The sequence below is a fragment of the Azospirillum sp. UENF 111221 genome (assembly GCF_058780625.1).
This window is the reverse complement of the sequence record NZ_JBSNCH010000002.1, coordinates 379,656-401,458: the sequence shown is the minus strand read 5'-3', so window position 1 is coordinate 401,458 and position 21,803 is coordinate 379,656. Positions and strand designations below refer to the sequence as shown.

The 21,803-nt window shown below is 67.0% G+C and carries 16 protein-coding genes; 13 read left to right on the top strand and 3 right to left on the bottom strand.

The annotated features are described in order from the left end of the window. Nucleotides 1–16: 16 nt before the first annotated feature. From ACWPN3_RS06430 to ACWPN3_RS06420, 3 genes are all read left to right on the top strand, one after another. Complete coding sequence (locus tag ACWPN3_RS06430) at nucleotides 17–1,411, top strand: ActS/PrrB/RegB family redox-sensitive histidine kinase (RefSeq protein ID WP_492243918.1); 1,395 nt, start codon at nucleotides 17–19, stop codon at nucleotides 1,409–1,411. Between the two features lie 9 nt (nucleotides 1,412–1,420). Continuing rightward, nucleotides 1,421–2,017: an ActR/PrrA/RegA family redox response regulator transcription factor gene (locus tag ACWPN3_RS06425; RefSeq protein WP_492243919.1), complete on the top strand. Its 597-nt coding sequence runs from the start codon at nucleotides 1,421–1,423 to the stop codon at nucleotides 2,015–2,017. Between the two features lie 188 nt (nucleotides 2,018–2,205). Continuing rightward, nucleotides 2,206–2,415, top strand: a complete 210-nt coding sequence (locus tag ACWPN3_RS06420; RefSeq protein WP_492243920.1) for an addiction module protein — start codon at nucleotides 2,206–2,208, stop codon at nucleotides 2,413–2,415. A gap of 354 nt (nucleotides 2,416–2,769) precedes the next feature. Here the strand turns inward: ACWPN3_RS06420 and ACWPN3_RS06415 are convergent, their stop codons facing one another. Then, nucleotides 2,770–2,931: a hypothetical protein gene (locus tag ACWPN3_RS06415; protein WP_492243921.1), complete on the bottom strand. Its 162-nt coding sequence runs from the start codon at nucleotides 2,929–2,931 to the stop codon at nucleotides 2,770–2,772. Between the two features lie 720 nt (nucleotides 2,932–3,651). Between ACWPN3_RS06415 and ACWPN3_RS06410 the strand changes: the two genes are divergently transcribed. The 8 genes from ACWPN3_RS06410 (at nucleotide 3,652) to ACWPN3_RS06375 (ending at nucleotide 15,003) form a co-directional block, all read left to right on the top strand. After that, complete coding sequence (locus ACWPN3_RS06410) at nucleotides 3,652–5,856, top strand: GumC family protein (RefSeq protein ID WP_492243922.1); 2,205 nt, start codon at nucleotides 3,652–3,654, stop codon at nucleotides 5,854–5,856. 87 nt (nucleotides 5,857–5,943) lie between these two features. Continuing rightward, a complete protein-coding gene (locus tag ACWPN3_RS06405) occupies nucleotides 5,944–7,407 on the top strand; it encodes a flippase (protein WP_109447300.1) in 1,464 nt (487 codons plus the stop codon). A 407-nt stretch (nucleotides 7,408–7,814) separates the two neighbouring features. Beyond that, entirely contained in the window at nucleotides 7,815–9,170 is a 1,356-nt protein-coding gene (locus ACWPN3_RS06400) for a nucleotide sugar dehydrogenase (RefSeq protein WP_109447298.1), read from the top strand. Between the two features lie 48 nt (nucleotides 9,171–9,218). Next, a complete protein-coding gene (locus ACWPN3_RS06395) occupies nucleotides 9,219–10,214 on the top strand; it encodes an NAD-dependent epimerase/dehydratase family protein (RefSeq protein ID WP_109447296.1) in 996 nt (331 codons plus the stop codon). Between the two features lie 132 nt (nucleotides 10,215–10,346). Further along, nucleotides 10,347–11,312, top strand: coding sequence for a GDP-L-fucose synthase family protein (locus ACWPN3_RS06390; RefSeq protein ID WP_492243923.1), 966 nt, complete (start codon nucleotides 10,347–10,349; stop codon nucleotides 11,310–11,312). A 6-nt stretch (nucleotides 11,313–11,318) separates the two neighbouring features. Further along, nucleotides 11,319–12,614, top strand: coding sequence for a glycosyltransferase family 4 protein (locus tag ACWPN3_RS06385; RefSeq protein ID WP_109447292.1), 1,296 nt, complete (start codon nucleotides 11,319–11,321; stop codon nucleotides 12,612–12,614). Further along, the gene (locus tag ACWPN3_RS06380; protein WP_109447290.1) at nucleotides 12,611–13,852 is read left to right on the top strand and encodes a glycosyltransferase family 4 protein; all 1,242 of its coding nucleotides are present in this window, start codon (nucleotides 12,611–12,613) and stop codon (nucleotides 13,850–13,852) included. Before ACWPN3_RS06385 ends, ACWPN3_RS06380 begins: the two co-directional genes overlap by 4 nt. 2 nt (nucleotides 13,853–13,854) lie before the next feature. Continuing rightward, on the top strand, nucleotides 13,855–15,003 hold the full coding sequence (locus tag ACWPN3_RS06375) for a glycosyltransferase family 4 protein (RefSeq protein WP_109447288.1): 1,149 nt from the start codon (nucleotides 13,855–13,857) through the stop codon (nucleotides 15,001–15,003). A 20-nt stretch (nucleotides 15,004–15,023) separates the two neighbouring features. Here the strand turns inward: ACWPN3_RS06375 and ACWPN3_RS06370 are convergent, their stop codons facing one another. Beyond that, nucleotides 15,024–15,500 (bottom strand): Lrp/AsnC family transcriptional regulator, encoded by a 477-nt coding sequence (locus tag ACWPN3_RS06370; RefSeq protein WP_109447286.1) that lies wholly within the window; start codon nucleotides 15,498–15,500, stop codon nucleotides 15,024–15,026. 136 nt (nucleotides 15,501–15,636) lie between these two features. Between ACWPN3_RS06370 and hppD the strand changes: the two genes are divergently transcribed. Beyond that, the gene (hppD, locus tag ACWPN3_RS06365) at nucleotides 15,637–16,710 is read left to right on the top strand and encodes a 4-hydroxyphenylpyruvate dioxygenase (RefSeq protein ID WP_492243924.1); all 1,074 of its coding nucleotides are present in this window, start codon (nucleotides 15,637–15,639) and stop codon (nucleotides 16,708–16,710) included. Between the two features lie 149 nt (nucleotides 16,711–16,859). Here hppD and ACWPN3_RS06360 read toward each other — a convergent pair whose 3' ends face one another. Continuing rightward, nucleotides 16,860–18,005: an AI-2E family transporter gene (locus ACWPN3_RS06360; protein WP_492243925.1), complete on the bottom strand. Its 1,146-nt coding sequence runs from the start codon at nucleotides 18,003–18,005 to the stop codon at nucleotides 16,860–16,862. A gap of 414 nt (nucleotides 18,006–18,419) precedes the next feature. Here ACWPN3_RS06360 and ACWPN3_RS06355 point away from each other — a divergent pair, with 414 nt between their 5' ends. Continuing rightward, a complete protein-coding gene (locus tag ACWPN3_RS06355; protein ID WP_492261181.1) occupies nucleotides 18,420–21,569 on the top strand; it encodes a carbohydrate-binding domain-containing protein in 3,150 nt (1,049 codons plus the stop codon). Nucleotides 21,570–21,803 lie beyond the last annotated feature (234 nt).

Genomic DNA, 21,803 nt, shown 5'->3' with positions numbered 1-21,803 from the left:
CATCGGGACAAGGATCATGGTGACGCTCGCCAGCGCGCTGACCGCACCGCTCCCGGCCTCCCCGGCGCCGCCGCACTGGGCGCAGCCCGACGGCCGCATCACCCTGCGCACGCTGATCCTGATCCGCTGGGTCGCGGTGCTCGGGCAGTTGGCCGCGGTGACCTTCGTCAATCTCGGGCTGGGTTTCCCGCTGCCGCTGGGGCCGGTGCTGGCCGCCATCAGCGCGTCGGCCCTGCTGAACGTGGTGGCGATGACCCAGCGCGGCGGCCGGCTGCGGCTGGCCGACCGCGACGCGGCGCTGTATCTCAGCTACGACATGCTGCAGCTGACGCTGCTGCTCTATCTCACCGGCGGGTTGAGCAACCCCTTCGCCATCCTGCTGCTGGCGCCGATGACCGTGGGTGCGGCCATCCTGTCGCGCTACAGCACGGTGCTGCTGACCGGGCTGAACCTTATCTGCCTGACGGCACTTGCCCTCTGGCACTTCCCGCTGCCGTGGGAGGAGCCGGTGCGCTCGATGGCGCCGCTCTATGCCTTTGGCGTCTGGCTGTCGCTGACGGTGTCGTCGGTCTTCATCGCCGGCTACGTCTTCCGCGTCGCCGCGGAGGCGCGGCGCTTCGCCGACGCGCTCGCCGCCTCGCAGGTGGCGCTTGCCCGCGAACAGCGGCTGGGCGCGCTCGGCGCGCTCGCCGCCGCCGCCGCGCACGAGCTGGGCTCGCCGCTCGGCACCATCGCCGTGGTGGCGAAGGAGCTGGCGCGCGACCTGCCGCCGGACAGCCCCTATGGCGAGGATGTCGAGCTTCTGCAAAGCCAGGTGATGCGCTGCCGCGAGATCCTGGCCGATCTGGCGCGCAAGCCGGAGGCCGATGGCGGCGACCCGTTCGAACGGCTGCCGCTGACCGCGCTGATCGAGGCCGCCGCCGCCCCGCACCGTCTCGGCCACATCGACTTCGCCGTGGAACCGCACCCGGTCGGCGAGGCGGAGGAGCCCTTCCTGCGCCGCAGCCCGGAGATCATCCACGGCATCGGCAACTTCATCCAGAACGCCCACCAGTTCGCCCGCCACAAGGTGACGGTCGCCGCCGCCTGGGACGGCTGCTCCGTCACCATCACGGTGATGGACGACGGCCCGGGCTTCCCGTCCCATCTGCTGGGCCGCATCGGCGAGCCGTACCTGTCGGTGCGCGGCGAGCGCTCCGGCCCCAAGGGGCAGGCGGGCGGCGGGCATATGGGCCTCGGCATTTTCATCGCGCAGACGCTGCTGGAGAAGACCGGCGCGACCGTGCGCTATACAAACAATCCGCCGGACGGCACGCCGCCCGCTGATCAGGTCGCCGGCGGGCACTCCAATCAGGGCGGAACCGGCGCGCGGATTTCCGTGCGCTGGAAGACCATCAACGCCAAGAAATGAGGTTTCACGGTGGACACCCTCAAAACATCCGATGACCTGCTGTCGGGCGATGCCGTCAAACTGACCTTCACTGGCGACGTCACCCGCAGCCTCCTGATCGTCGACGACGACGCCCCCTTCCGCACGCGGCTGGCCCGCGCCATGGAGAAGCGCGGCTTCAACGTCGTCGCGGTCGACAGCGTCCAGCTCGGCATCGAGGTGGCGCAGGAATCGGCCCCCGCCTTCGCGGTGGTCGACCTGCGTCTGGGCGACGGCAACGGGCTGGACGTGGTATCCGCCCTGCGCGATGCCCGTCCCGACGCCCGTGTCGTCATGCTGACCGGCTACGGCAACATCGCCACCGCCGTCGCCGCGGTGAAGGCCGGCGCCGTCGATTACCTGCCGAAGCCGGCCGACGCCGACGCGGTGGAATCAGCATTGCTGGCCGACGGCCGCCCGCTGCCCCAGCCGCCGGAAAACCCGATGTCGGCCGACCGCGTCCGCTGGGAACACATCCAGCGCGTCTTCGAACAGTGCGACCGCAACGTGTCGGAAACGGCGCGCCGCCTGAAGATGCACCGCCGCACGCTCCAGCGAATCTTGAACAAGCACGCGCCCCGCGCCTGAGCCGGCACGGTTCAGGTCGAACATGCGAACGGCCCGCCCCGGATCGGGAGCGGGCCGTTCGCATGTCGGGTAGCGGTGCTTGCCGTTCTTGCCGTTCGTGTTGGAGGCATGGGGAGAGATCGCCCCGGCTATCCTCGACAGGCTTGTTGGGCAGTGCCATCTTCAAGATGCACAGGAGAGACAAAGCCATGCCCGGGATCGACTTCAGTCATCTTTCGCCGCAGGAGCGCCTGAAGCTGGCGGAGGAATTGCTGGATAGCCTCAAAGACGCCGACATTCCGCTGACGGCAGGCATGAGGGCCGAACTCGACCGGCGCAACTCCAGCTTCTCCGAGACCAGCGCACATGCGGTTCCATGGGAGACGGTGCGCGCCAGAGTGAGGCAGCGCGACGCGTGAGCCTCCCGGTTTTTCTTTCTGCCCGAAGCGGAGACGGACCTGCGTGACGCCCAGGCTTGGTACGACAGCCGCGCCTTCGGTCTGGGCGACCGCTTCTTTGCCGCAGTCGACGGCAGTGATGCGGATCGGGCAGAGCCCGTTTCAGTTCCCGTTGGTTCATACCAACTCCCGCCGGGCCTTGGTCCGCCGTTTCCCCTATGCGCTTTATTTCCGCGTGGAAGCGGCTGCCGTCTTCATGATTGCCTGTGCCCATACCAGCCGTGATCCGTCACGCTGGCAAAGCCGGGCATAGCGTCCGGCAAGCGGCTTGTCGGTGATCGGGACGCGATGGACCGCCCCGTCGCCAGCCGGGCGTCAATTGCGCATCGGCTGGGCAGAGCCGTCTTCAAGAAATTCGATCATGCGCCGTTCGACCCGGAGCAGCACCTCCCGGGCAGGGAGATTGTGGCACTCACGGCTATGGTCGCGGATCAGCCTGATCGCGCTGACGGTAGCGGATTCCTGACGGTATGGCATGACGCAGTCTCCGTCCAAAAGACATAGGAACCCTATACCTTTTATAGTATCCATTACATCATAAAAATGCGTGTGCAGAACAATTTGCCGCAAGTCGGAATCGGGAATTCGGTCTGTCCTGTGCCGGCGGTCCGGCACAGGACATCGCGGCCCGGCGCCCGGTTTCCGGCATTATCCGCCTTTGGGCCTCACCCTCTAAAATCGTCGGGAAAGTGTGACAACGGCAGCCGGAACGGCGCGGAACTGTTCCGGCGCGGAACGTCGCCGTGTGTCCGGCGTTGCCGGGATGGGTCCTCGCAACCGGTCACAGCGTCGTCAGCACCAGGAAAAATCACGGGTTTGCCCGCAGGCCGGCCGGTGCGATCGAACGTCTGGCAACCTGTCCTTCCGGGTAACCCCCATTATCCCCCGACCTGCATCGACGGTTCATACTGCACTGCAACAGGGTCAGGAAGGCTACCCACTGCGCGCCCATTGCTCGCCGCATGCACTGGATGGCCGATGCAACGGCTGGACTAACACTGCGTTTCAGCCAATCGGACGAACCGCCGAGCCTGCCCACCGGACAGCATCCGCTGCCCGGAAGGAAGGATCGGGCAAACGGATGGTCCTATGGCCGCGCTTTCTGGTCGTTACGCGAGGAGGACCCTTTGGCCACCCAGGAACTTCAGGAACATCCCCGACGCAACACCCCTGAAGTCTCGGCGGGGCCCCGGGTCCATGTCGCCCGGCATTTCGTACGATCTGTCGGCCAGCGCCGCCAGCGCGGTGCGCCGGACCACGGGGTTGTTGCGCCGGCACAAGCTGCTGATCGGTACGGTTATCGTGGTCGGCACCGGGTTGGCGGCCCTGGTCGCCTTCCGGATGACGCCGCTCTACACCGCCGAAACGCTCATCATGGTGGAGCACCGCAAGAACACCGTCCTCAACTTCGAGGGGGTGGTGTCCGACATGACCCCCGACATCAGCGCGCTGCAGAGCGAGGTCGCGATCCTGAAGTCGCCGGCCTTCGCCGAAAAGGTGGTGGCGAAGCTCAAGCTGATGAACGATCCGGAGTTCAATGCCTCGCTGCGTCCGCCGCCCCCCGGATGGGTGTCCGCTCTGAACCCGCGCAACTGGATCCCCGACAGCTGGAAGGCGTCCAGCGGCGTGCCGCTGTCGCCGGAGGAGATCGAGCGCAACCACCTGACCTCCGTGGTCAATGCCGTGCTCGACAACACGTCGGTGCGTCCGCAGGGGCGCTCCTATGTCATCGCCGTCAGCTTCGACAGCGAGGATCCGCGCAAATCGTCGCTGATCGCCAACACCATGGCCGACCTCTATCTGGTCGACCAGCTCGACGAGAAGTTCAAGGCGTCCAAGCGCGCCACCCAATGGCTGGAGGAACGGCTGACCGACCTGCGCCGGGAAGCGCAGACCAGCGGCGACGCGGTGGAGAAGTACCGGACCCAGCATGGCCTGACCACCTCGTCCAACAACGAGAGCACGGTGGTCGGCCAGCAGCTGAGCCAGCTGAACGCCGACTATATCCTGGCCCGCACCAAGCGGCAGGAGGCGGAGACCAAGCTGCGCGACGTCACCGCCATGGCGAATTCGCCGCGCGGCGCCTCGGCGGTCGGCGATGTCATGGGCTCGCCGCTGATCCAAGCCCTGCGCGAGCGCGAGGTCGATCTGCAGCGCCAGATCGCCGACGCCACCAACCGCTATGGTAGCAAGCACCCGATGCTGCAGGCGCTGCAGAGCCAGCTGCGCGACCTGCAAGGCCAGATCAAGTCCGATGTCGGCAAGATCGTCTCCAACCTCAGCAACGAGGTGGAGTTGGCGAAGGGCCGCGAGCAGGGGCTGAAGGCCAGCCTGGACCAGGCCGAGGCCAAGCAGAACGAGCAGCAGCAGGCGACCGTCGGCCTGCGCACGCTGGAGCGCGACGCCACCACCGCCCAGTCGATGTACGAGGCGCTGCTGACCCGCTCGCAGCAGATCGCGACGCAGAACGACATGCGCCAGCCCGACGCCCGCATCGTGTCGGAGGCCTCGATCCCGCTCGACCCGTCGCAGCCGAACCGCAAGCTGATCCTGCTGCTGGCGCTGGTGGCGTCGGGCACGCTGGGCGTGCTGCTGGCCATGCTGCGCGAACGGGCCGAGAGCGGCTTCCGCAGCCCGCACCAGTTCGAGACGGCAACCGGCGTCCGCAGCCTCGGCATCGTGCCGCGCATCCCGCGTTTCGGCGGCTCGCCGGCCGCCTATGTGGTGGACAAGCCGATCTCCGCCTTCGCGGAATCGATGCAGAACCTGCGCACCTCGCTGCTGCTCGCCAATCCGGACGGGCGGCACCGGGTGATCCTGTTCAGCTCCTCCGTCCCCGGCGAGGGCAAGAGCTCCGTCGCCGCCGCCTTCGCCCGCACCTGCGCCAACGCCGGCCAGCGGACGATCCTGGTCGACTGCGACCTGCGGCGGAAGAGCCTGCACGAGATGCTGGGCATGCCCAACAACCGCGGTCTGGCCGAGGTGCTGGCCGGCACCGCGACGCTGGAGGAGGTGATCCAGGTCGACCCGCGCACCGGCCTGCACGTCATCCCCGCCGGTCATGGCCGCACGCTGCCGCAGGACACGCTGGGCTCGTCCGGCATGCATCAGCTGCTGTCGCGTCTGTCGGTCAACTACGACCGCATCGTGCTGGATTCGCCGCCAGTGCTGGCGGTGTCGGAGGGCAAGCTGCTGGCGGCGCTCGCCGACCAGACCGTCTTCATCGTCCGCTGGGGCATGACCAAGCGCGGCACCGCGATGGCCGGGCTCAAGGAGGTGATCGAGGCCGGCGGCGAGGTGGTCGGCGTCCTGTTCAGTCAGGTCGATACCCGGCGCCATGCCCAGTACGAGTTCCCCGACAGCGGGCGCTACCATGGCTACCGCCGCTACTACGCGAACTGACGACAAGGCTCCTCGGCCGGCCGAAAGCCGGCCGAGGATCTTTTGCGCAGTCCGTCACGATGTCTTCAACCACCGAAGAGCCCATGAATGTCCGCTGGACACCGCATCTTCCGGAACATCCGCGCCCTTGCCGCCGCGAAAGCGGCGACGATGGCGAGCGGGCTGGTCACCGCGGCCTGGACTGCGCGGGTTCTGGGACCGGACAGTTTCGGCGTGCTGGGCTTCGGCACCTCGCTGATGGCCTATGCGGCGCTGTTCGTGAACATGGGCCTGTCCACCTACGCCATCCGTGAGATCGCGAGAAACCGCGAGCAGGACGACCACCGCGAGCGGGCGGCCGAACTGTCGGAACATGTGCTGACCCTGCGCACCGTGCTGGCCCTGGTGGTCGGCGTTCTCTATGCGGCCTTCGTCCTCTCGCTGGACAAACCGATGGAGGTGAAGGCGGTTCTTCTGGTGCAGGCGGTGCAGTTGCTGGGGAACGCTCTGGTCCTCGACTTTGTTTACCAGGCGACCGAGAAGATGGGGGTGATCGCCACGCGCGAGATAGGCACCTCCATCGGCTCGATGCTTCTCGTCTTCCTGCTGGTGCGTGGGCCTGAGGACGCCATCACCGCAGCCGCCATCACCGGCGGTTCCATCACCGTCAACGCGCTGGTGATGATCGGCCGCTTCCGCCGTGACTTCGGCCACCTGCGCCCGCGGGTCGACCTGAAGGTGTGGCGCGAGATCCTGACGGCGGCGACGCCGATGGCGGTCGGCGTCTTCGCCTGGGCGATCTTCACCCATCTGGACGTCGTGATGCTGGGCTTCCTGGCCCCGCATATGGAGGTCGGCTGGTACAGCGCGGCGGTGAAGATCCAGACCCTGGCCAATCTGGTCGGCAACATCGTGATGAACGCCTTCCTGCCGCAGCTGGCCGCCGCCTATGGCGAGCTCGGGCCGATGCGCGACCGGATGCGGGCCTATGCCGGCGTCATGCTGGCGGTCGGCGGGCTGGTCATCGCTGGGGGCTTCGCCCTGGCGCCGTCCATCCTCGGCACGCTGTTCGGCGACGCCTACGCCCCGGCGACGCTGGCGCTGCGCCTGCTGATGCTGGCCTCAGCGGTGGTCTACGCCAACATGATCCTGGGCAACCCGCTGCTCGTCTGGCACCGCCAGACCGGCTACATGGTCGCGATGCTGTCGGGCGGTGCGCTGAACGCCCTGCTGAACATCTGGTGGATCCCCCGCTACGGCATCGAGGGCGCCGCGATGGCGACCTTCACCGCGGAACTGGCCGCCACCGTCGCCATCGCCTGGATCCACCGGCAGACGGTCGGGGAGCTGTATGGCGGGATCGCCGCGCGGGCCCTGCTGTGCGCCGGTGCGTCCATCGCCGCGGCGCTCGCGCTCGACAGTTTCGCCGCCCCGCTGTTCGACCGGATGCCGGCGCTGGTGCATTTCGTCGCCGGCAGCGTGGCGATGGTCGCGGTCTATGCGGCGATGGCCGTGCTGACCGGACTGGTCCACCTGAAACGGTTGCGGCGGCTGACCAGCGCCACGGCCTGAGAGGGGCGGGCCGTGGCTGGATGGATGGTTCAACCCTCAATTCTGCAAGGCCGGGTCGAAGGATACCGGCAGCAGGAACGGAATGCACCTATTGCACCACTTTCGAACGTCTCTGTTGGTGCCTCCAAGCATTCATTTGGCCGCGACGGGGGTTAGTACCATTAATACGGCGGAGATCTGCAATCATGGTCTTTTCATCGGACGGTGATTTCTGAAACACTTCGCGCTGCACAACGCCGGTAACGAGGTACTTCATCGTCACGGCGAAGTCACAACAAGAAAACAATTTCGAATTTCGAGGTTTCTCCGTCTGCATGCTTGGCAACAGGGCATGGCACGCGGGGCGTCTCCAAACTCTCGGCAACCCGCCGCCGGTGGCGGGGCCTCAGCAAACGGCAGGAGCGACGATGCTTCCCAAGACTTTTTCCGATCGTAACGTCTGCGTCCTCGGGCTCGGCTATGTCGGCCTGACGCTGGCGGTCGCGATGGCGGACGCCGGCTTCCAGGTGCACGGGGTCGAGGTGCGGCAGGACGTGCTCGACAAGCTCGGCCAGGGCAACCCGCACTTCCATGAGCCGGGCCTGACGGAGAAGCTGCGCCACGTCATCGCACGCGGCCGGCTGACCTTCAGCCGCAGCCAGGAGGATTGCAGCAAGGCCAGCGTCTTCATCATCACGGTCGGCACGCCGCTCAGCAAGGACGGCCGGGTCCGCACCGACATGATCGAGGCGGCGACCCGTCAGGTCGCCGGCAGCCTGCATGACGGCGACCTGGTCATCCTGCGCTCCACCGTGAAGCTGGGCACCACCCGCAACGTCGTGGCGCCGATCCTGCGTGCCACCGGCAAGAAGTTCGACATCGCCTTCTGCCCGGAGCGCACCCTGGAGGGCCAGGCGCTGCTGGAGCTGAACCAGCTGCCGCAGATCATCGGGGCGGAGAGCCTGGACGTCGCCACCCGTGCGGCGCAGATCTTCGGCTTCCTGACGCCGACCACCGTCAAGGTCTCCACCCTGGAGACGGCGGAGCTGATCAAGCTGGTCGACAACACCTACCGCGACGTCACCTTCGCCTTCTCCAACGAGATCGCCAAGCTGTGCAACGCCATGGAGATCTCGGCGGTCGAGGTGGCGCGCGCCGGCAAGCTGGGCTATCCGCGCACCAACCTGCCGCTGCCCGGCCCGGTCGGCGGTCCCTGCCTGGAGAAGGATCCCCATATCCTGATCGAGGCGGCGCGCGAGGTCGGCGTGGAGATGGCGATCACCGCCGCCGGCCGTCTGGTCAACGAAAGCCAGCCGGTCGAGGTCGCCGACTTCCTCGGCAAGCTCGCCAACTCGATGCAGGGCTTCCCGGAGGTGCCGACCATCAGCCTGATGGGCCTCGCCTTCAAGGGCCGTCCGGCGACCGACGATCTGCGCGGCACGATGGCCAAGCCGGTGCTGGAGGAGCTGCGCCAGCGCTTCCCGACCGCCCGCCTGCGCGGCTTCGACGCCGTGGTGCGCCCCGACGACATCCGCTCCTTCGGGCTGGAGCCGGCGGCCAACATGGCCGAGGCGGTGTCCGGCGCCAATCTGGCGGTGATCCTCAACAACCACCCGGTCTTCACCTCCATGCCGCTGCCGGATCTGGCGCATCGGATGGACCGTCCGGGCGTGATCTACGATTTCTGGAACAACTTCAACAGCCGCGATGTCGACCTGCCGGACGGCACCGCCTACGTGGCTCTCGGCAGCCATGGCGCCGCCCGCTACGCGCATGTGGCCTGACGCTATCCGGGCCTGCCACGGGCTGGCCGCAGAAGGAATTTGACTGACATGAAACACTATCTCGTCACCGGCGGCAGCGGCTTCATCGGCGCCGCCCTGGTCCACCGTCTGGTCCGTGATGGCCACCGCGTCCGCGTTCTGGACGACAATTCGCGCGGGCATACCGGACGGCTGGCCGGCGTGCTCGACGACGTGGAGTTCGTCCAGGGCGACATCCGCGACGCCGACGCCGTGCGCGGTGCGGTGCGGGGTGTCGACGGCGTGCTGCATCTGGCCGCCGTCAACGGGACCAAGCATTTCTACGAGAAGCCCGAAGTGGTGCTGGATGTCGGCGTGCGCGGCATGCTGAACGTGCTCGACGCCTGCCGCGCCGACGGCGTGGGCGATCTGGTCGTCGCCTCCTCCTCGGAGGCCTACCAGACCCCGCCGATGGTGCCGACGCCGGAGGACGTGCCGCTGGTGGTGCCGGACGTGCTGAACGCCCGCTACAGCTACGGCGGCTCCAAGCTGATCTCGGAGCTGCTGGCCGTCAACTGGGGCCGCAGCGGCTTCGACCGCGTGGCGATCTTCCGTCCGCACAACGTCTACGGCGCCGACATGGGCTGGGAGCATGTGGTGCCGGAATTCTCCCGCCGCGCGGTGGAGGCCATCGCCGGCCATCCAAACGGCACGGTGCCCTTCAAGATCCAGGGCGACGGCCGCCAGACCCGCGCCTTCGTCCACATCGACGACGCCATCGACGGCATCGTGACGGTGGTCGACAAGGGCGAGCATCTCGGCATCTACCATGTCGGCAACCCGGAGGAGGTCACCATCGCCGACCTCGCCCGCCAGACGGTCGCCTGCCTCGGCCGCGAGGCCCAGGTGATGCCCGGCCCGGCCGCCCCCGGCGGCACCGACCGCCGCAGCCCCGACATCGCCAAGCTGACCGCGCTGGGCTTCACCCCGCGCATCCCGCTCTCCGCCGGCCTGCCCGGCGTGGTCGAGTGGTATGCCGAGCGCGCGCGTGCGGACCTGGGGCGCATGGGGCAAGCGGCGGAGTAGGGCGTCATCAGGGGGGGCGTGACCGGCGGTCGCGCTCCCACCCGTCGTCCCTGCGAACGCGGACTCCCGCCTTCGCGGGGAGGACGGCCGATGAGGCATTCGTTCGCACAAGATCTTAAGGAGACGGCCCGCATGGACCGCAACAGCCGCATCTTCGTCGCCGGACACCGGGGACTCGTCGGATCCGCCATTCTGCGGCGGCTGACCGAAGCCGGACACACCGACCTCGTGATCCGCGACCGCTCGCAGCTCGACCTGACCGATCAGGCGGCGGTGCGCGCCTTCTTCGACCGCGAGGGCATCGAACAGGTGATCCTGGCCGCGGCGAAGGTGGGCGGCATCCTTGCCAACGACCGCTTCGGCGGCGACTTCATCCGCGACAACCTGCTGATCCAGAACAACGTCATCGACGCCGCCTGGCGCGCCGGCGTGAAAAAGCTGCTGTTCCTGGGATCCTCCTGCCTCTATCCCAAGCATGCCGAGCAGCCGATCAAGGAAGAGGCGCTGCTGACCGGCGAGATGGAGCCGAGTAACAAGCCCTACGCCGTCGCCAAGATCGCCGGCATCACCATGTGCCAGGCCTACCGGCGCCAGTACGGCTTCAACGCCATCTGCGCGATGCCGTCCAACCTGTACGGCCCCGGCGACCATTTCGAGCCCGAGACCTCGCATGCGCTGCCGGGCATGATCCGGCGCTTCCACGACGCCAAGGTGGCGGGCGACCGGACAGTCACCCTGTGGGGCACCGGCACGCCGCGGCGCGAGTTCCTCTATGTCGACGACATGGCGGATGCCTGCATCCATCTGATGGACCATTACGACAGCGGGGAGATCATCAATGTCGGCCCCGGTGAGGACATCGCCATCGCCGAGCTTGCCGCGTCGATCCGTGACACCGTCGGCTACACCGGCACGCTGACCCACGACCTGAGCAAGCCCGACGGCCACCCGCGCAAGCTGATGGACGTGTCGCGCCTGTTCGCCACCGGCTGGCGCCCGAAGGTGTCGCTGGAGGAGGGGCTGCGCCGCACATACGACTGGTTCCTGGAGAATGCCGCTCCGGACCGTCGCCAAGCCCCCAAGCAGGCAGCGGAGTAAAGCCCGATGCCGGACGATTCCATCCATCTGCGGCCGCCGGTCTTCGACCGGCCGGCTTCCAAGGCTTCAGCGGGCACGCCTTCCCTGACGGAGGTGCCCGTGCCGGAAGAACTGCTGCTCGTGGCGCAGAGCTATTGGCCGGAACCGGCCGGCAGCGCGCCGATGATGACCGACCTCGCCACCGCCTTCGCGGCGGCCGGGGCCGAGACAACGGTGCTGACCGCGCGTCCCAACTATCCCGGCAACAAGGTCTATGACGGCTACGCCGACGGGGCGCAGGACAGCAGGACGGTGGACGGGGTGCTGATCGAGCGCCTGCACACCATCCCGCCGGCCGGCGGCGGCATGAAGGCCCGGCTGATCCACGAGGGCGTGCTGCATGCCGGCTTCGCCGCCGCCCGCGCCCGCGGCCGGGTCGGACGCCACGCCGCCGTGCTGTCGCTCTGCCCGTCGATCCTGTCGGTGGCCATCGCCAACCGCTTCAAGGCGCCGGGCGGCCGCCACGTCGCCATCGTCCACGACATCCAGTCCGGCCTCGCCGGTGCCCTGGGCATGGGCGGCAAGGCGGCGGTCAAGGCGATCCGCGCCATGGAGCGCGCGGCGCTGAACCGCGCCGACGCCATCGTCGTCCTGTCGGAGCCGATGCGCGGCGTGCTGGAGGAGCTGGGCGTCACCCGGCCGATCCATGTGATCCCGCCCCATGTCGATGCCGACGCGGTCCACCCGCTGCCGCGCCCCGACCAGCCGCCGACGGCGCTCTACAGCGGCGCCTTCGCCCGCAAGCAGGGGCTGGAGCAGGTGCTGGACATGGCGGGCCATCTGGCCGAGCTGATGCCGCAGGCCCGCATCAAGATGCGCGGCCAGGGCGGGCTGGAGGAGGAGCTGAAGGGCCGCGCCCGCGCCATGGGGCTCGGCAACGTGATCTTCCAGCCGCTGGCGCCGAAGGACCAGCTGAACGAGGCGATGGCGGAGGGCGATGTCCATCTCGTGCCGCAGCGGCCCGAGGGTGCGGCCTTCGCCATGCCCGGCAAGGCGGTGACCATCCTCGCCGCCGGGCGGCCCTTCGTCAGCACCTGCCTGCCGGGGTCGGCGCTCGCCACGCTGGAGGCCCAGGTCGGCGCCTTCCTGTGCACCCCGCCGGAGGAGCCGCGCGCGATGGCCGAGGCGGTGGCCGCCCTGTTGTCGGACCCCGCCCGCGCCACCGCCATGGGCCGCCGCGGCCGCGCCTGGGTGGAGGCGAACGCCACGCGCGCCGTGGCGCTCGACCGCTACGCCCGCCTTCTGTTGGGAGAGGCAGCATGAAGAAGCCCGCGCTGGTCTTCAGTTGGGAGATGTTCGGCCCCTACCACATGGACCGGCTGGAAGCGGTCGGCCGCCGGCTGGGTCACGTCTATGACGTGATCGGGCTGGAGGTCGGGTCGAAGTCGCACACCTATGCCTGGGATTCGACCGGGACCGGGCAGAATTTCCGCAAGATCACCCTGTTCCCCGGACAGTCGAAGGCCGATCTGTCGAAGGCGGCAGTCTACCGCGCCCTGCTGCGCGAATGCCGCAACGCCGACGCGCGCTATGTCTTCCTCTGCCATTACGAGGATCCGGACGTCTTCGCGCTCGCCCTGACCATGCGGCTGATGGGCCGCAAGGTCATCAACATGAACGCGTCCAAATACGACGACAAGCCGCGCATCCTGTGGCGCGAAATGGTCAAGAGCGTCTTCTACTCCCCCTATCAGGCGGGGATCGGCGGCAGTCACCGCACGGTGGATTACTTCCGTCTGCTGGGACTCCCGAAGGACCGGCTCTACATCGGGTACGACACGCTGTCGCTGGACCGCATCCGCCGCCTGTCCGGGATGGAACCGGCCCCTGGGGGAGTACCCTTCGCCGACCGCCACTTCACCATCATCGCGCGCTTCGTCCCGAAGAAGAACTTGTTCCGGGCGGTCGAAGCCTATGACATTTACCGGCGGCTCGCCGGTCCCGCCGCCCGGCCGCTCCACCTTTGCGGCTCCGGTCCGCTGGAGGCGGAGCTGCGGGCAGAGGTCACGCGGCGCGGGCTGGACGGGTCGATCGTCTTCCGCGGCTTCCTCCAGGAGAAGGGGATCGCCGAGACGCTGGGGTCCACGCTCTGCCTGCTTCTGCCGTCGCTGGAGGAGCAGTTCGGTCTGGTGGTGAACGAGGCCCTCGCCATGGGCGTTCCGACCATCCTGTCCGACCAGTGCGGGGCGCGCGACGTGCTGATCCGCAGCGGGTTGAACGGCCACATCGTGGAGCCGGACAACCCGGAGGGGCTGGCGCGCTACATGCTGTCGGTCGCGGCCGACGAGGACGAGTGGCGCCGCCTGAGCCTGAACGGGCGGCCCTTCCAGGCGTTGGCCGACGCCAGCTTCTTCGCCCTGTCGGTGGAGAAGGCCGTGGTGGCGCTGGGCGGCCCGAAGGCGGAGCGCAGCGCGGACACGGACTATGTGTCCGACTATTCCGCCGACCCGGAGGGTGGCCAGCATGGCCGGTCGACCGGAGCGGCACTGACCGGGAGTTGACGATGGAACGGAACGCGCGCACCCATGTGGTCGTCTCCGGGCGCCTGCCGCCGCCGGTGGATGGGATGAGCCGGGTGACGGCCCTGGTGCTGGAGCGTCTGCAGGACCGCATGCGGGGGCGCGGCCGCGTGGAGGTCGCCGACCTGTCGCCCGGCTGGAACGGCGGCGGCGCCGTCTACCATCTGCGCAAGATGACGCGGGTGTTCGGCACCATGGGCCGGCTCGCCGCCGGGCTGCGGAAGCCCGACCGCCGTTTCTACATGCCGGTGGATTCCGGCTGGGGCGCGCTCTACACCGCGGCGCTCGCCGGGACCGCCCGGCTGTTCGGTTACGAGCGGGTGCTGCATCATCACTCCTTCGCCACCATCTCCAAGCCGACCTGGCGGATGCGGCTGCTGACCCGCGTCGCCGGCACCGATTGCACCCATGTGCTGCTGTGCCCGGCGATGCAGATGCGCTTCCAGTCGATCTATCCGGCGGCGCGCACCTGCATGACCATGTCGAACGCCATCTTCTCGGTTCCCGGCGCCATTCCGCGTCCGCGGCGCGACGGTCCCCTGCGCATCGGCCATCTGTCGAACCTGTGCAGCGAGAAGGGGCTGGACACGCTGTTCGCCCTGCTGCGCGCCCTCCAGCTCGAGGGGGTGGACGCCAGGCTTGTGCTGGCCGGTCCGGGACTGAAGCCGAAGGACAATGCGATGATCGCCGCCGGGGTGATGGCCTTCGACGGGTCGGTGGAGTATCACGGCCCGGTCCATGGCGAGGCCAAGGAGGCCTTCTACCGCGACATCGACGTCTTCGTCTTCCCGACCCGCTACCGCAACGAGGCGCAGCCGCTGGTGCTGTTCGAGGCGATGGCCGCCGGCGTGCCGGTGCTGGCCTATGAGCGCGGTTGCATCGGCTCCGACATTCCGGCCGATGGGCTGGTGCCGCAGAACGCCGACTTCGTGAAGGCGGCCGTCCCGATCCTGTCGGCCTGGGCCGACGACCGCGAGGCGCTCGCCTCCGCCTCGGCACAGACGCTGACCCGTGCGCGCGTCGCCTTCGAGACCAGCCGCAGCGGCCTGGACCTGCTGCTCGACCGCATCGCCGGCCCGCACCCGGCCGCCGCAGCCGCAGCCGTGCCGGCCAAGCGCCGCGTGGCGGGGTAGGGGAGAAGCCAGGGGCGGCTTTACGCCCCGCCTCCCAGCGGCAGCGCCGTCTCGAACTTGATTTCCTTCAGAGCGAAGTTGGAGCGGATGCGGACCTGGAAGGGCAACTGGAAGACGAACTCCTCCAGAAAGCGGTTGTAGTCGGCGATGGCCCGCACCGCGACCCGCAGCAGATAGTCGGCGTCGCCCGACACCGCATAGCATTCCAGAACCTCCGGCCGCTTGCGCACCGCGTCGATGAAGATGGCGGCGGTCTCGGCGGAATGGCGGTCCAACGTCACATGGGCGAAGACGCATTCGCCGACCGACGCCGCCTTCGGATCGACCAGCGCCGTGTAGCGGCGGATCACCCCGGTTTCCTCCAGCGACTTCAGGCGGCGCCAGCAGGACGAGGGCGAGGTGCCGACCCGGTCGGCAAGCTCCTGCACGGTCAGGCGCGAATCCTCCTGCAAGGCGATCAGGATTTTGATGTCGATTTCCGATAGCGCAGCGGGCAACGGCAAGAATCTCCGATGTCGGGCAGTATGCCGGAAAGTCCTGCCAAAATCATAGGTATGCCCGCCTCACTTTGAAAGCTCTTTCCACGGATGGTCCGGCATACTGATCGCAGGACAATCCAAGGGAGGGGCGATCATGGCCGACATGTGGGAAAACCCGATGAAGACCGACGGATTCGAGTTCATCGAATTCACGGCGCCGGACACCGTGGCGCTGGGCCGCCTGTTCGAGCAGCTGGGCTTCACGGCAATCGCCCGCCACCGGTCGAAGGACGTCACGCTCTACCGCCAGGGCGACGTGAACTTCATCGTCAATGCCGAGCCGTCGGGCTTCCCGCGCAACTTCGCCGCCCAGCACGGCCCGTCGATCTGCGCCATCGCCTTCCGCGTCGGCGACGCTGCCTTCGCCTACCGCCGCGCGCTGGAGCTTGGCGCCTGGGGTGTCGAGACCCGCGTCGGTGCGATGGAACTGAACATTCCCGCCATCAAGGGCATCGGCGATTCGCTGATCTATCTCGTCGACCGCTATGCCGACCGCGGCAGCATCTATGAGGTCGATTTCGTGCCGCTGCCGGGGGTGGACCAGCATCCCCAGGGCGCCGGCCTGACCTACATCGACCATCTGACCCACAACGTCCACACCGGGCGGATGGAGGAATGGGCCGAGTTCTACACCCGCCTGTTCGGCTTCCGCGAGGTCCGCTACTTCGACATCGAGGGCAAGCTGACCGGACTGCGGTCGAAGGCGATGACCAGCCCCTGCGGCAAGATCCGCATCCCGATCAACGAGTCCGCCGACACCAAGTCGCAGATCGTCGAGTATCTGCGCGACTACAAGGGTGAAGGCATCCAGCATGTGGCGCTCGGCACCAACGACATCGTCCGCACCGTGGAGACGATGCGCGGCATGGGCACCCCGTTCCAGGACACGCCCGACACCTATTACGAGTGCGTCGATACCCGTGTGCCGGGCCACAACCAGGATCTGAAGCGCCTCCAGGCCAACCGCATCCTGGTCGACGGTGCGCCGACCGAGGGCCAGGGCCTGCTGTTGCAGATCTTCACCAAGACCGTCATCGGCCCGATCTTCTTCGAGATCATCCAGCGCATCGGCAACGAGGGCTTCGGCGAGGGCAACTTCAAGGCGCTGTTCGAATCCATCGAACTCGACCAGATCCGCCGCGGCGTGCTGAGCGAGAACGCGGCCTGATCCTCAGCCAATTACACAGGCAGGGTTCCGAACGCTGCCCGGTCGCAAGGCCGGGCAGCTTTCATGCGTCTGGAACAGCGGGTTCGAGACAAATATTTCCATAATTCCGCTTATGTGTTTTTCTGTCCTCACGAAAGGTTGCCCCTCCCTCACTCTGGATGGGTATGGGCGTCGAAGCGCTCGCGGTCGCTCTTGTCGCTCATGAAGATGGCGAAGGGACGCAGGGCGTCGGCGTGGTTCAGGGTGATGGCGATCAGCACCGCCATCGGAGCGGCCAGCAGCGCGCCGGCCGCTCCCCACAGCCAGCTCCACAGCAGAAGCGCGATCATCACCACCAGGGGCGAGATGGCCAGCTGCTTGCCCTGCATATGGGGAGCCACGAAGTTGCCCATCACCTGTTCAATCACCAGCAGACCGCCGGCGACCGCCATCGCCGTGCCGGCATCTTGTGTCGCCAATACCAGAAGCACGGGCAAGGCGCCGGCCACCACCGATCCCACCACCGGCACATAGTTCAGCAGAAAGGCGAGAAAGCCCCAAAGCAGAACCAGATCCACCCCGAACAGCGACAGCCAGCCGATATAGAGCGCGCCGGTGATCAGCCCCAGCACGCTGCTGACCACCAGATAGCGGCGGAACTGCTGGGCGATGGCGGTTACAGCCTCCACCGCCATGCGGCAGCGCTCACGGCCGAGCGTCATGACGATCTTCTCGCGCCAGACCGGTGCCTCCAACTGCATCAGCAGAGACAGGAAGACGGTCATCACCAGGATCGACACCGTCTGTCCGGCAGAGGACAGGGCGGCCTTGGCGAAGCCGGTGATCGGATCGACCGGCACCTCACCGCCCTGCCCGGTCCCTTGCGCCGCCCCTTGTCCTGCCTGGGCCGTCAGGTCGGCCTTGGCGCCCTGGAGCCAGCCGTTCACCTTGGCCCACAGCTTTCCCAGCGCGTCGGCATAGTGCGGGAAATCCTCGGCCACCCGCTGCGCCACCAGGGCCATCGAACCGAAGAAAGCGGCGAGGATGGCCAGGATCAGCAGCATCGATGCGGCCAGCCCCAGCCAGGACAGTCGGCGCGGCACGCGGTCGCACACCCAGCGGGCGACCGGGGCCACCGCAACGGCGACGAAAAAGGCCGACACCAGCGGGATCAGGATGGAGGATGCTGCCTGCAACACCCACAGCGACGCTGCCCCGGCAATGATGCCCAGCAGCCAGAGCGCCAGCTTGACGCGGTCGATGCGTCCACCATCGGCGGCCCTGCCCTCCCCATTGCCGCCCAGTCCACCGTCCATGCCGTCCGCCCCCCTGCCGATGCGCCACATGGTGGCTCAAGCTAGACGCGGAAACAGGGTGTCCGGTTCCATTCTTTCAGCGCGATATCCTGACAACGCATGCAACCGGGGTTCGCAAGTCGGAACGCTCAAAAACGATAAACCGCATTCATTGATAAGGCTTCCATCAAATAGAGGCGGTCGAGTCCCAGGTAACCGGGCAAAAATTGCCGATCAATTTCTGCCAGACAGCCAAGGTGGCCTGAGTTTCATTTTTCTCTGATTCTCATAAAAAACAATCGTCCGCTTTTTGTCTCATTCATGCCACGGGAAACGCCCTCATTCATAATTTCCTAACCATAAGTGTTAGTACCCGATTAAGGCTAACAGACGAGCCTTTGGAACGAAGCGATACCCATAAAGCGGAGTTCCAAAATGGCTACCACCAACACCGACGGCACGATCCAGGTCACCTTTGCGGTCAATGCCTGGGGCGCGGCAGCCGGCGGAAAATGGCCGCATTTTCAACTGCTTCTGGATGGCAAGAGCATCGGTGAGGCCACCGTTTCCTCCGCCACCCAATCCCGCTACGTCTTCACCGCGACCGTGCCGGCCGACAAGGCGCATGCGCTGCAGCTGATCTACGACAACGACGATACGGTTAACGGCGAGGACCGCAACCTGTTCGTCAAGTCGTTCGAGGTGAACGGCAAGACCATCCTGTCGATCGATCCCTCGGTCAAGTACGACACCGGCAAGATCGACGGGCTGAACGTCATCGCCGGCCAGACCGAGATGTATTGGCCGGGCGCGCTGAACGTGCCGCTGCCCGCCACCCTGTTCCCGTCCGCCGCTGTGCCGGACGCCGAAACGGCCGCCACCATGACCACGACGATCAAGGTCAGCGCCTATGGCGCCAGCGCCGCCGGTCAGGCCCCGCATTTCAAGCTGCTGGTCGACGATCAGGTGGTCGGCGATGCCTGGGTCAGCGCCACCTCGCCCACCGACTACACCTTCACCGCCAAGGTGGACCCGAACGAAGCCCACAAGATCCAGATCTGGTACGACAACGACGCCACGGTGAACGGCGTCGACCGCAACCTGTTCGTCAAGTCGATCAACATCGACGGCAAGACCATCGCCTCGACCTCCGACATGGCCTCCTACGACAAGGGGGCGGTCGACGGCAAGTTCGTCGTCGCCGGCCAGGAAGGCCTCTATTGGGGCGGCGCCCTCACCTTCGGCGTGCCGGAGGAGTATTTCGGCGGCGCCTATGTCCCGCCGCCCCCGCCGCCGCCGAGCAAGGCGGTGGACATCGTCGTCAACGCCTACGGCACCTCGGCCGGCGGGCAGGCCGCGCATTTCAAGCTGCTGGTCGACGGGCAGGTGATCGGCGACGCCAAGGCCGCGGCGACCACCACCGGCTACAAGTTCACCGCCAACGTCGACCCGACCAAGGCCCACACGGTCCAGGTCTGGTACGACAACGATGCGACCGTGAACGGCGTCGACCGCAACCTGTTCGTCAAGTCGGTCGTCATCAACGGCAACACCGTCGCCGCCACCGACAGCATCGTCACCTATGACAAGGGTGTCGTCGACGGCAAGGACGTGGTCAAGGGCCAGGAAGGCCTCTACTGGGGCGGCGCCCTGAACGTCAAGGCCGGGGCCGACCTGTTCAGCAACACCCCCGCCACCCAGACGCCGGTGCCGACCGCCCCGACCAAGCCCGCCTTCTACGTCGCCGCCAACGGCAAGGACACCTGGTCCGGCAAGCTGTCCGCCCCCAACGCCGACGGCACCGACGGTCCCTTCGCCAGCCTGGAGAAGGCGCAGGCCGCCATGCGGGCCAACCCGGCCATCGACACCACCTATGTCCGCGAGGGCACCTATCACCTGACCAAGACGCTGGAGCTGACCTCGCTCGACAACGGCCACAGCTTCCAGAACTATCCCGGCGAAAAGCCGGTGCTGAGCGGCGGCGAGGTGGTGAAAAGCTTCACCAGCGAGGGCAACGGCCTCTATTCGGCCAAGCTCGGCACCGCCAGCAACCTCGACCTGATCGTCGGCGACGTCCGCCAGCATCTGGCCGAGAAGTTCGCCTACGACGCCGCCGACGTCACCAGCGGCTGGCACTTCGCCGACGCCGCCTCGGGCGGGCCCAGCGGCTGGTCGATCCGCTCGCACGGCACCGACGTGACCGCCGCCGACATCCAGCCGGGCACGCTCATCCAGATCATGGATGCCGAGCGGCTGGGCGACACGCTGGGCACCATCGCCAGCTTCAACGCCTCCACCCGCACCATCACGCTGAAGAACGGCGCCTCCCTGCCCTTCGCGGAAGGCACCACCTACAAGCTGCTGAACAATGCCGCCTATGTCGATCAGGCCGGCGAGTTCGCCTGGCGGACGTCGGACGGCAAGCTGCTCTACAAGGCCGCCAGCTCCGGCTTCGTCTCCAGCGGCGTCGAGGTGCCGCGGCTGGACACGCTGATCAAGCTGAACGGCGCCAGCAACGTCACCATCGACGGGCTGACCTTCAAGAACACCACCACCGGCGGCGACGCCCTGCTGCTGACGAAGTCGAGCGGCAACCACATCAGCGACAACAGCTTCCTGAACGTCGGCACCGCGATCAAGCTGACCGCCGCCTCGTCCAACAACGACATCGCCCACAACACGCTGAACCATCTGGCCGAAAACGGCATCGAGATGGACGGCCGCAGCAACGGCAACAGCATCTACGGCAACAGCATCAGCAACATCGGCGAAGTGCGCAAGGCGGTGTCCGGCATCATCGGCACCGGCGTGGACAACAACCTGATCTCCAACAACGACATCGACCACAGCGCCCGCTACGGCATCTCGTTCAAGGATTACGGCGGCACCACCAACACGGTGAACCACAACAACATCATCCAGTACAACAACATCTCCTACACCGGGCTGGAGACCGCCGACGGGGGCGCCATCGAGATCCTTGGCCGGTCCAGCGCCGACACCGGCATGATCATCCAGGGCAACCGGATCGAGCATGCCAATGGCCTCGCCACCAGCAACCAGGACACTTGGATGTTCGGCCAGAAGGGCTTCGGCATCTATCTGGACGACATGGCCGGCGGCATCACCGTCAAGGACAACTTCATCAAGGACGCCGACTGGGCTTCGGTGCAGATCCATGGCGGCGACAACAACGTGGTGACCAACAACTTCTCGGTCATCGCCAGCAACAAGGAAGACTTCATCCGCATCGAATGGCAGCCGGTGCACGGCACGGCCGGCGACCCGCACAACAACACGATCACCAAGAACGTGGTGATGGGGACCCTGCCGCTGGACGACTACATCGAGCTGCTGAGCGCCAACGACTTCGTCATCGACAACAACCTTGTCTTCAACGTGCCGAAGTACGGCGATCACGACGTGATCGGCAAGCCGATGTTCGCCAACGCCTATTGGGGCGACTATTCGCTGCTGCCGACCTCGCCCGCCTTCGCGATGGGTATCCACGACCTCGCCTGGGCCAAGATGGGCGTCGACGGCGTCGCCGCGGTGGGCCTGGAGCATTTCTGGGACGGCGTCTGATCGCCCGATCCTGAAGCCGGTCATAGGGGGCCGGCGCATCGGGGGTACGCCCTCGACGTGCCGGCCCCGGCGGTGGGCGGAGCCTGTTTTGCTCGAGGTCGAGCGACGGAGGCTTCGCCCACATGCGTTTCGGAAATCCCTTCAGAAAAGACCACAGGCGCCCGGCACAAGCGCAATCGGCGCAGCCTTGCCCCCGGCTTGGCGTTCGCGCCGCAGCGCACCATATCCAGACCG

Coding starts and splice junctions, on each gene's coding strand:
- ACWPN3_RS06430 (WP_492243918.1), top strand. CDS start 17: ATGGTGACGCTCGCCAGCGCGCTGACCGCACCGCTCCCGGCCTCCCCG.
- ACWPN3_RS06420 (WP_492243920.1), top strand. CDS start 2,206: ATGCCCGGGATCGACTTCAGTCATCTTTCGCCGCAGGAGCGCCTGAAG.
- ACWPN3_RS06415 (WP_492243921.1), bottom strand. CDS start 2,931: ATGCCATACCGTCAGGAATCCGCTACCGTCAGCGCGATCAGGCTGATC.
- ACWPN3_RS06410 (WP_492243922.1), top strand. CDS start 3,652: ATGTCGCCCGGCATTTCGTACGATCTGTCGGCCAGCGCCGCCAGCGCG.
- ACWPN3_RS06405 (WP_109447300.1), top strand. CDS start 5,944: ATGTCCGCTGGACACCGCATCTTCCGGAACATCCGCGCCCTTGCCGCC.
- ACWPN3_RS06400 (WP_109447298.1), top strand. CDS start 7,815: ATGCTTCCCAAGACTTTTTCCGATCGTAACGTCTGCGTCCTCGGGCTC.
- ACWPN3_RS06395 (WP_109447296.1), top strand. CDS start 9,219: ATGAAACACTATCTCGTCACCGGCGGCAGCGGCTTCATCGGCGCCGCC.
- ACWPN3_RS06390 (WP_492243923.1), top strand. CDS start 10,347: ATGGACCGCAACAGCCGCATCTTCGTCGCCGGACACCGGGGACTCGTC.
- ACWPN3_RS06385 (WP_109447292.1), top strand. CDS start 11,319: ATGCCGGACGATTCCATCCATCTGCGGCCGCCGGTCTTCGACCGGCCG.
- ACWPN3_RS06380 (WP_109447290.1), top strand. CDS start 12,611: ATGAAGAAGCCCGCGCTGGTCTTCAGTTGGGAGATGTTCGGCCCCTAC.
- ACWPN3_RS06375 (WP_109447288.1), top strand. CDS start 13,855: ATGGAACGGAACGCGCGCACCCATGTGGTCGTCTCCGGGCGCCTGCCG.
- hppD (WP_492243924.1), top strand. CDS start 15,637: ATGGCCGACATGTGGGAAAACCCGATGAAGACCGACGGATTCGAGTTC.
- ACWPN3_RS06360 (WP_492243925.1), bottom strand. CDS start 18,005: ATGGACGGTGGACTGGGCGGCAATGGGGAGGGCAGGGCCGCCGATGGT.
- ACWPN3_RS06355 (WP_492261181.1), top strand. CDS start 18,420: ATGGCTACCACCAACACCGACGGCACGATCCAGGTCACCTTTGCGGTC.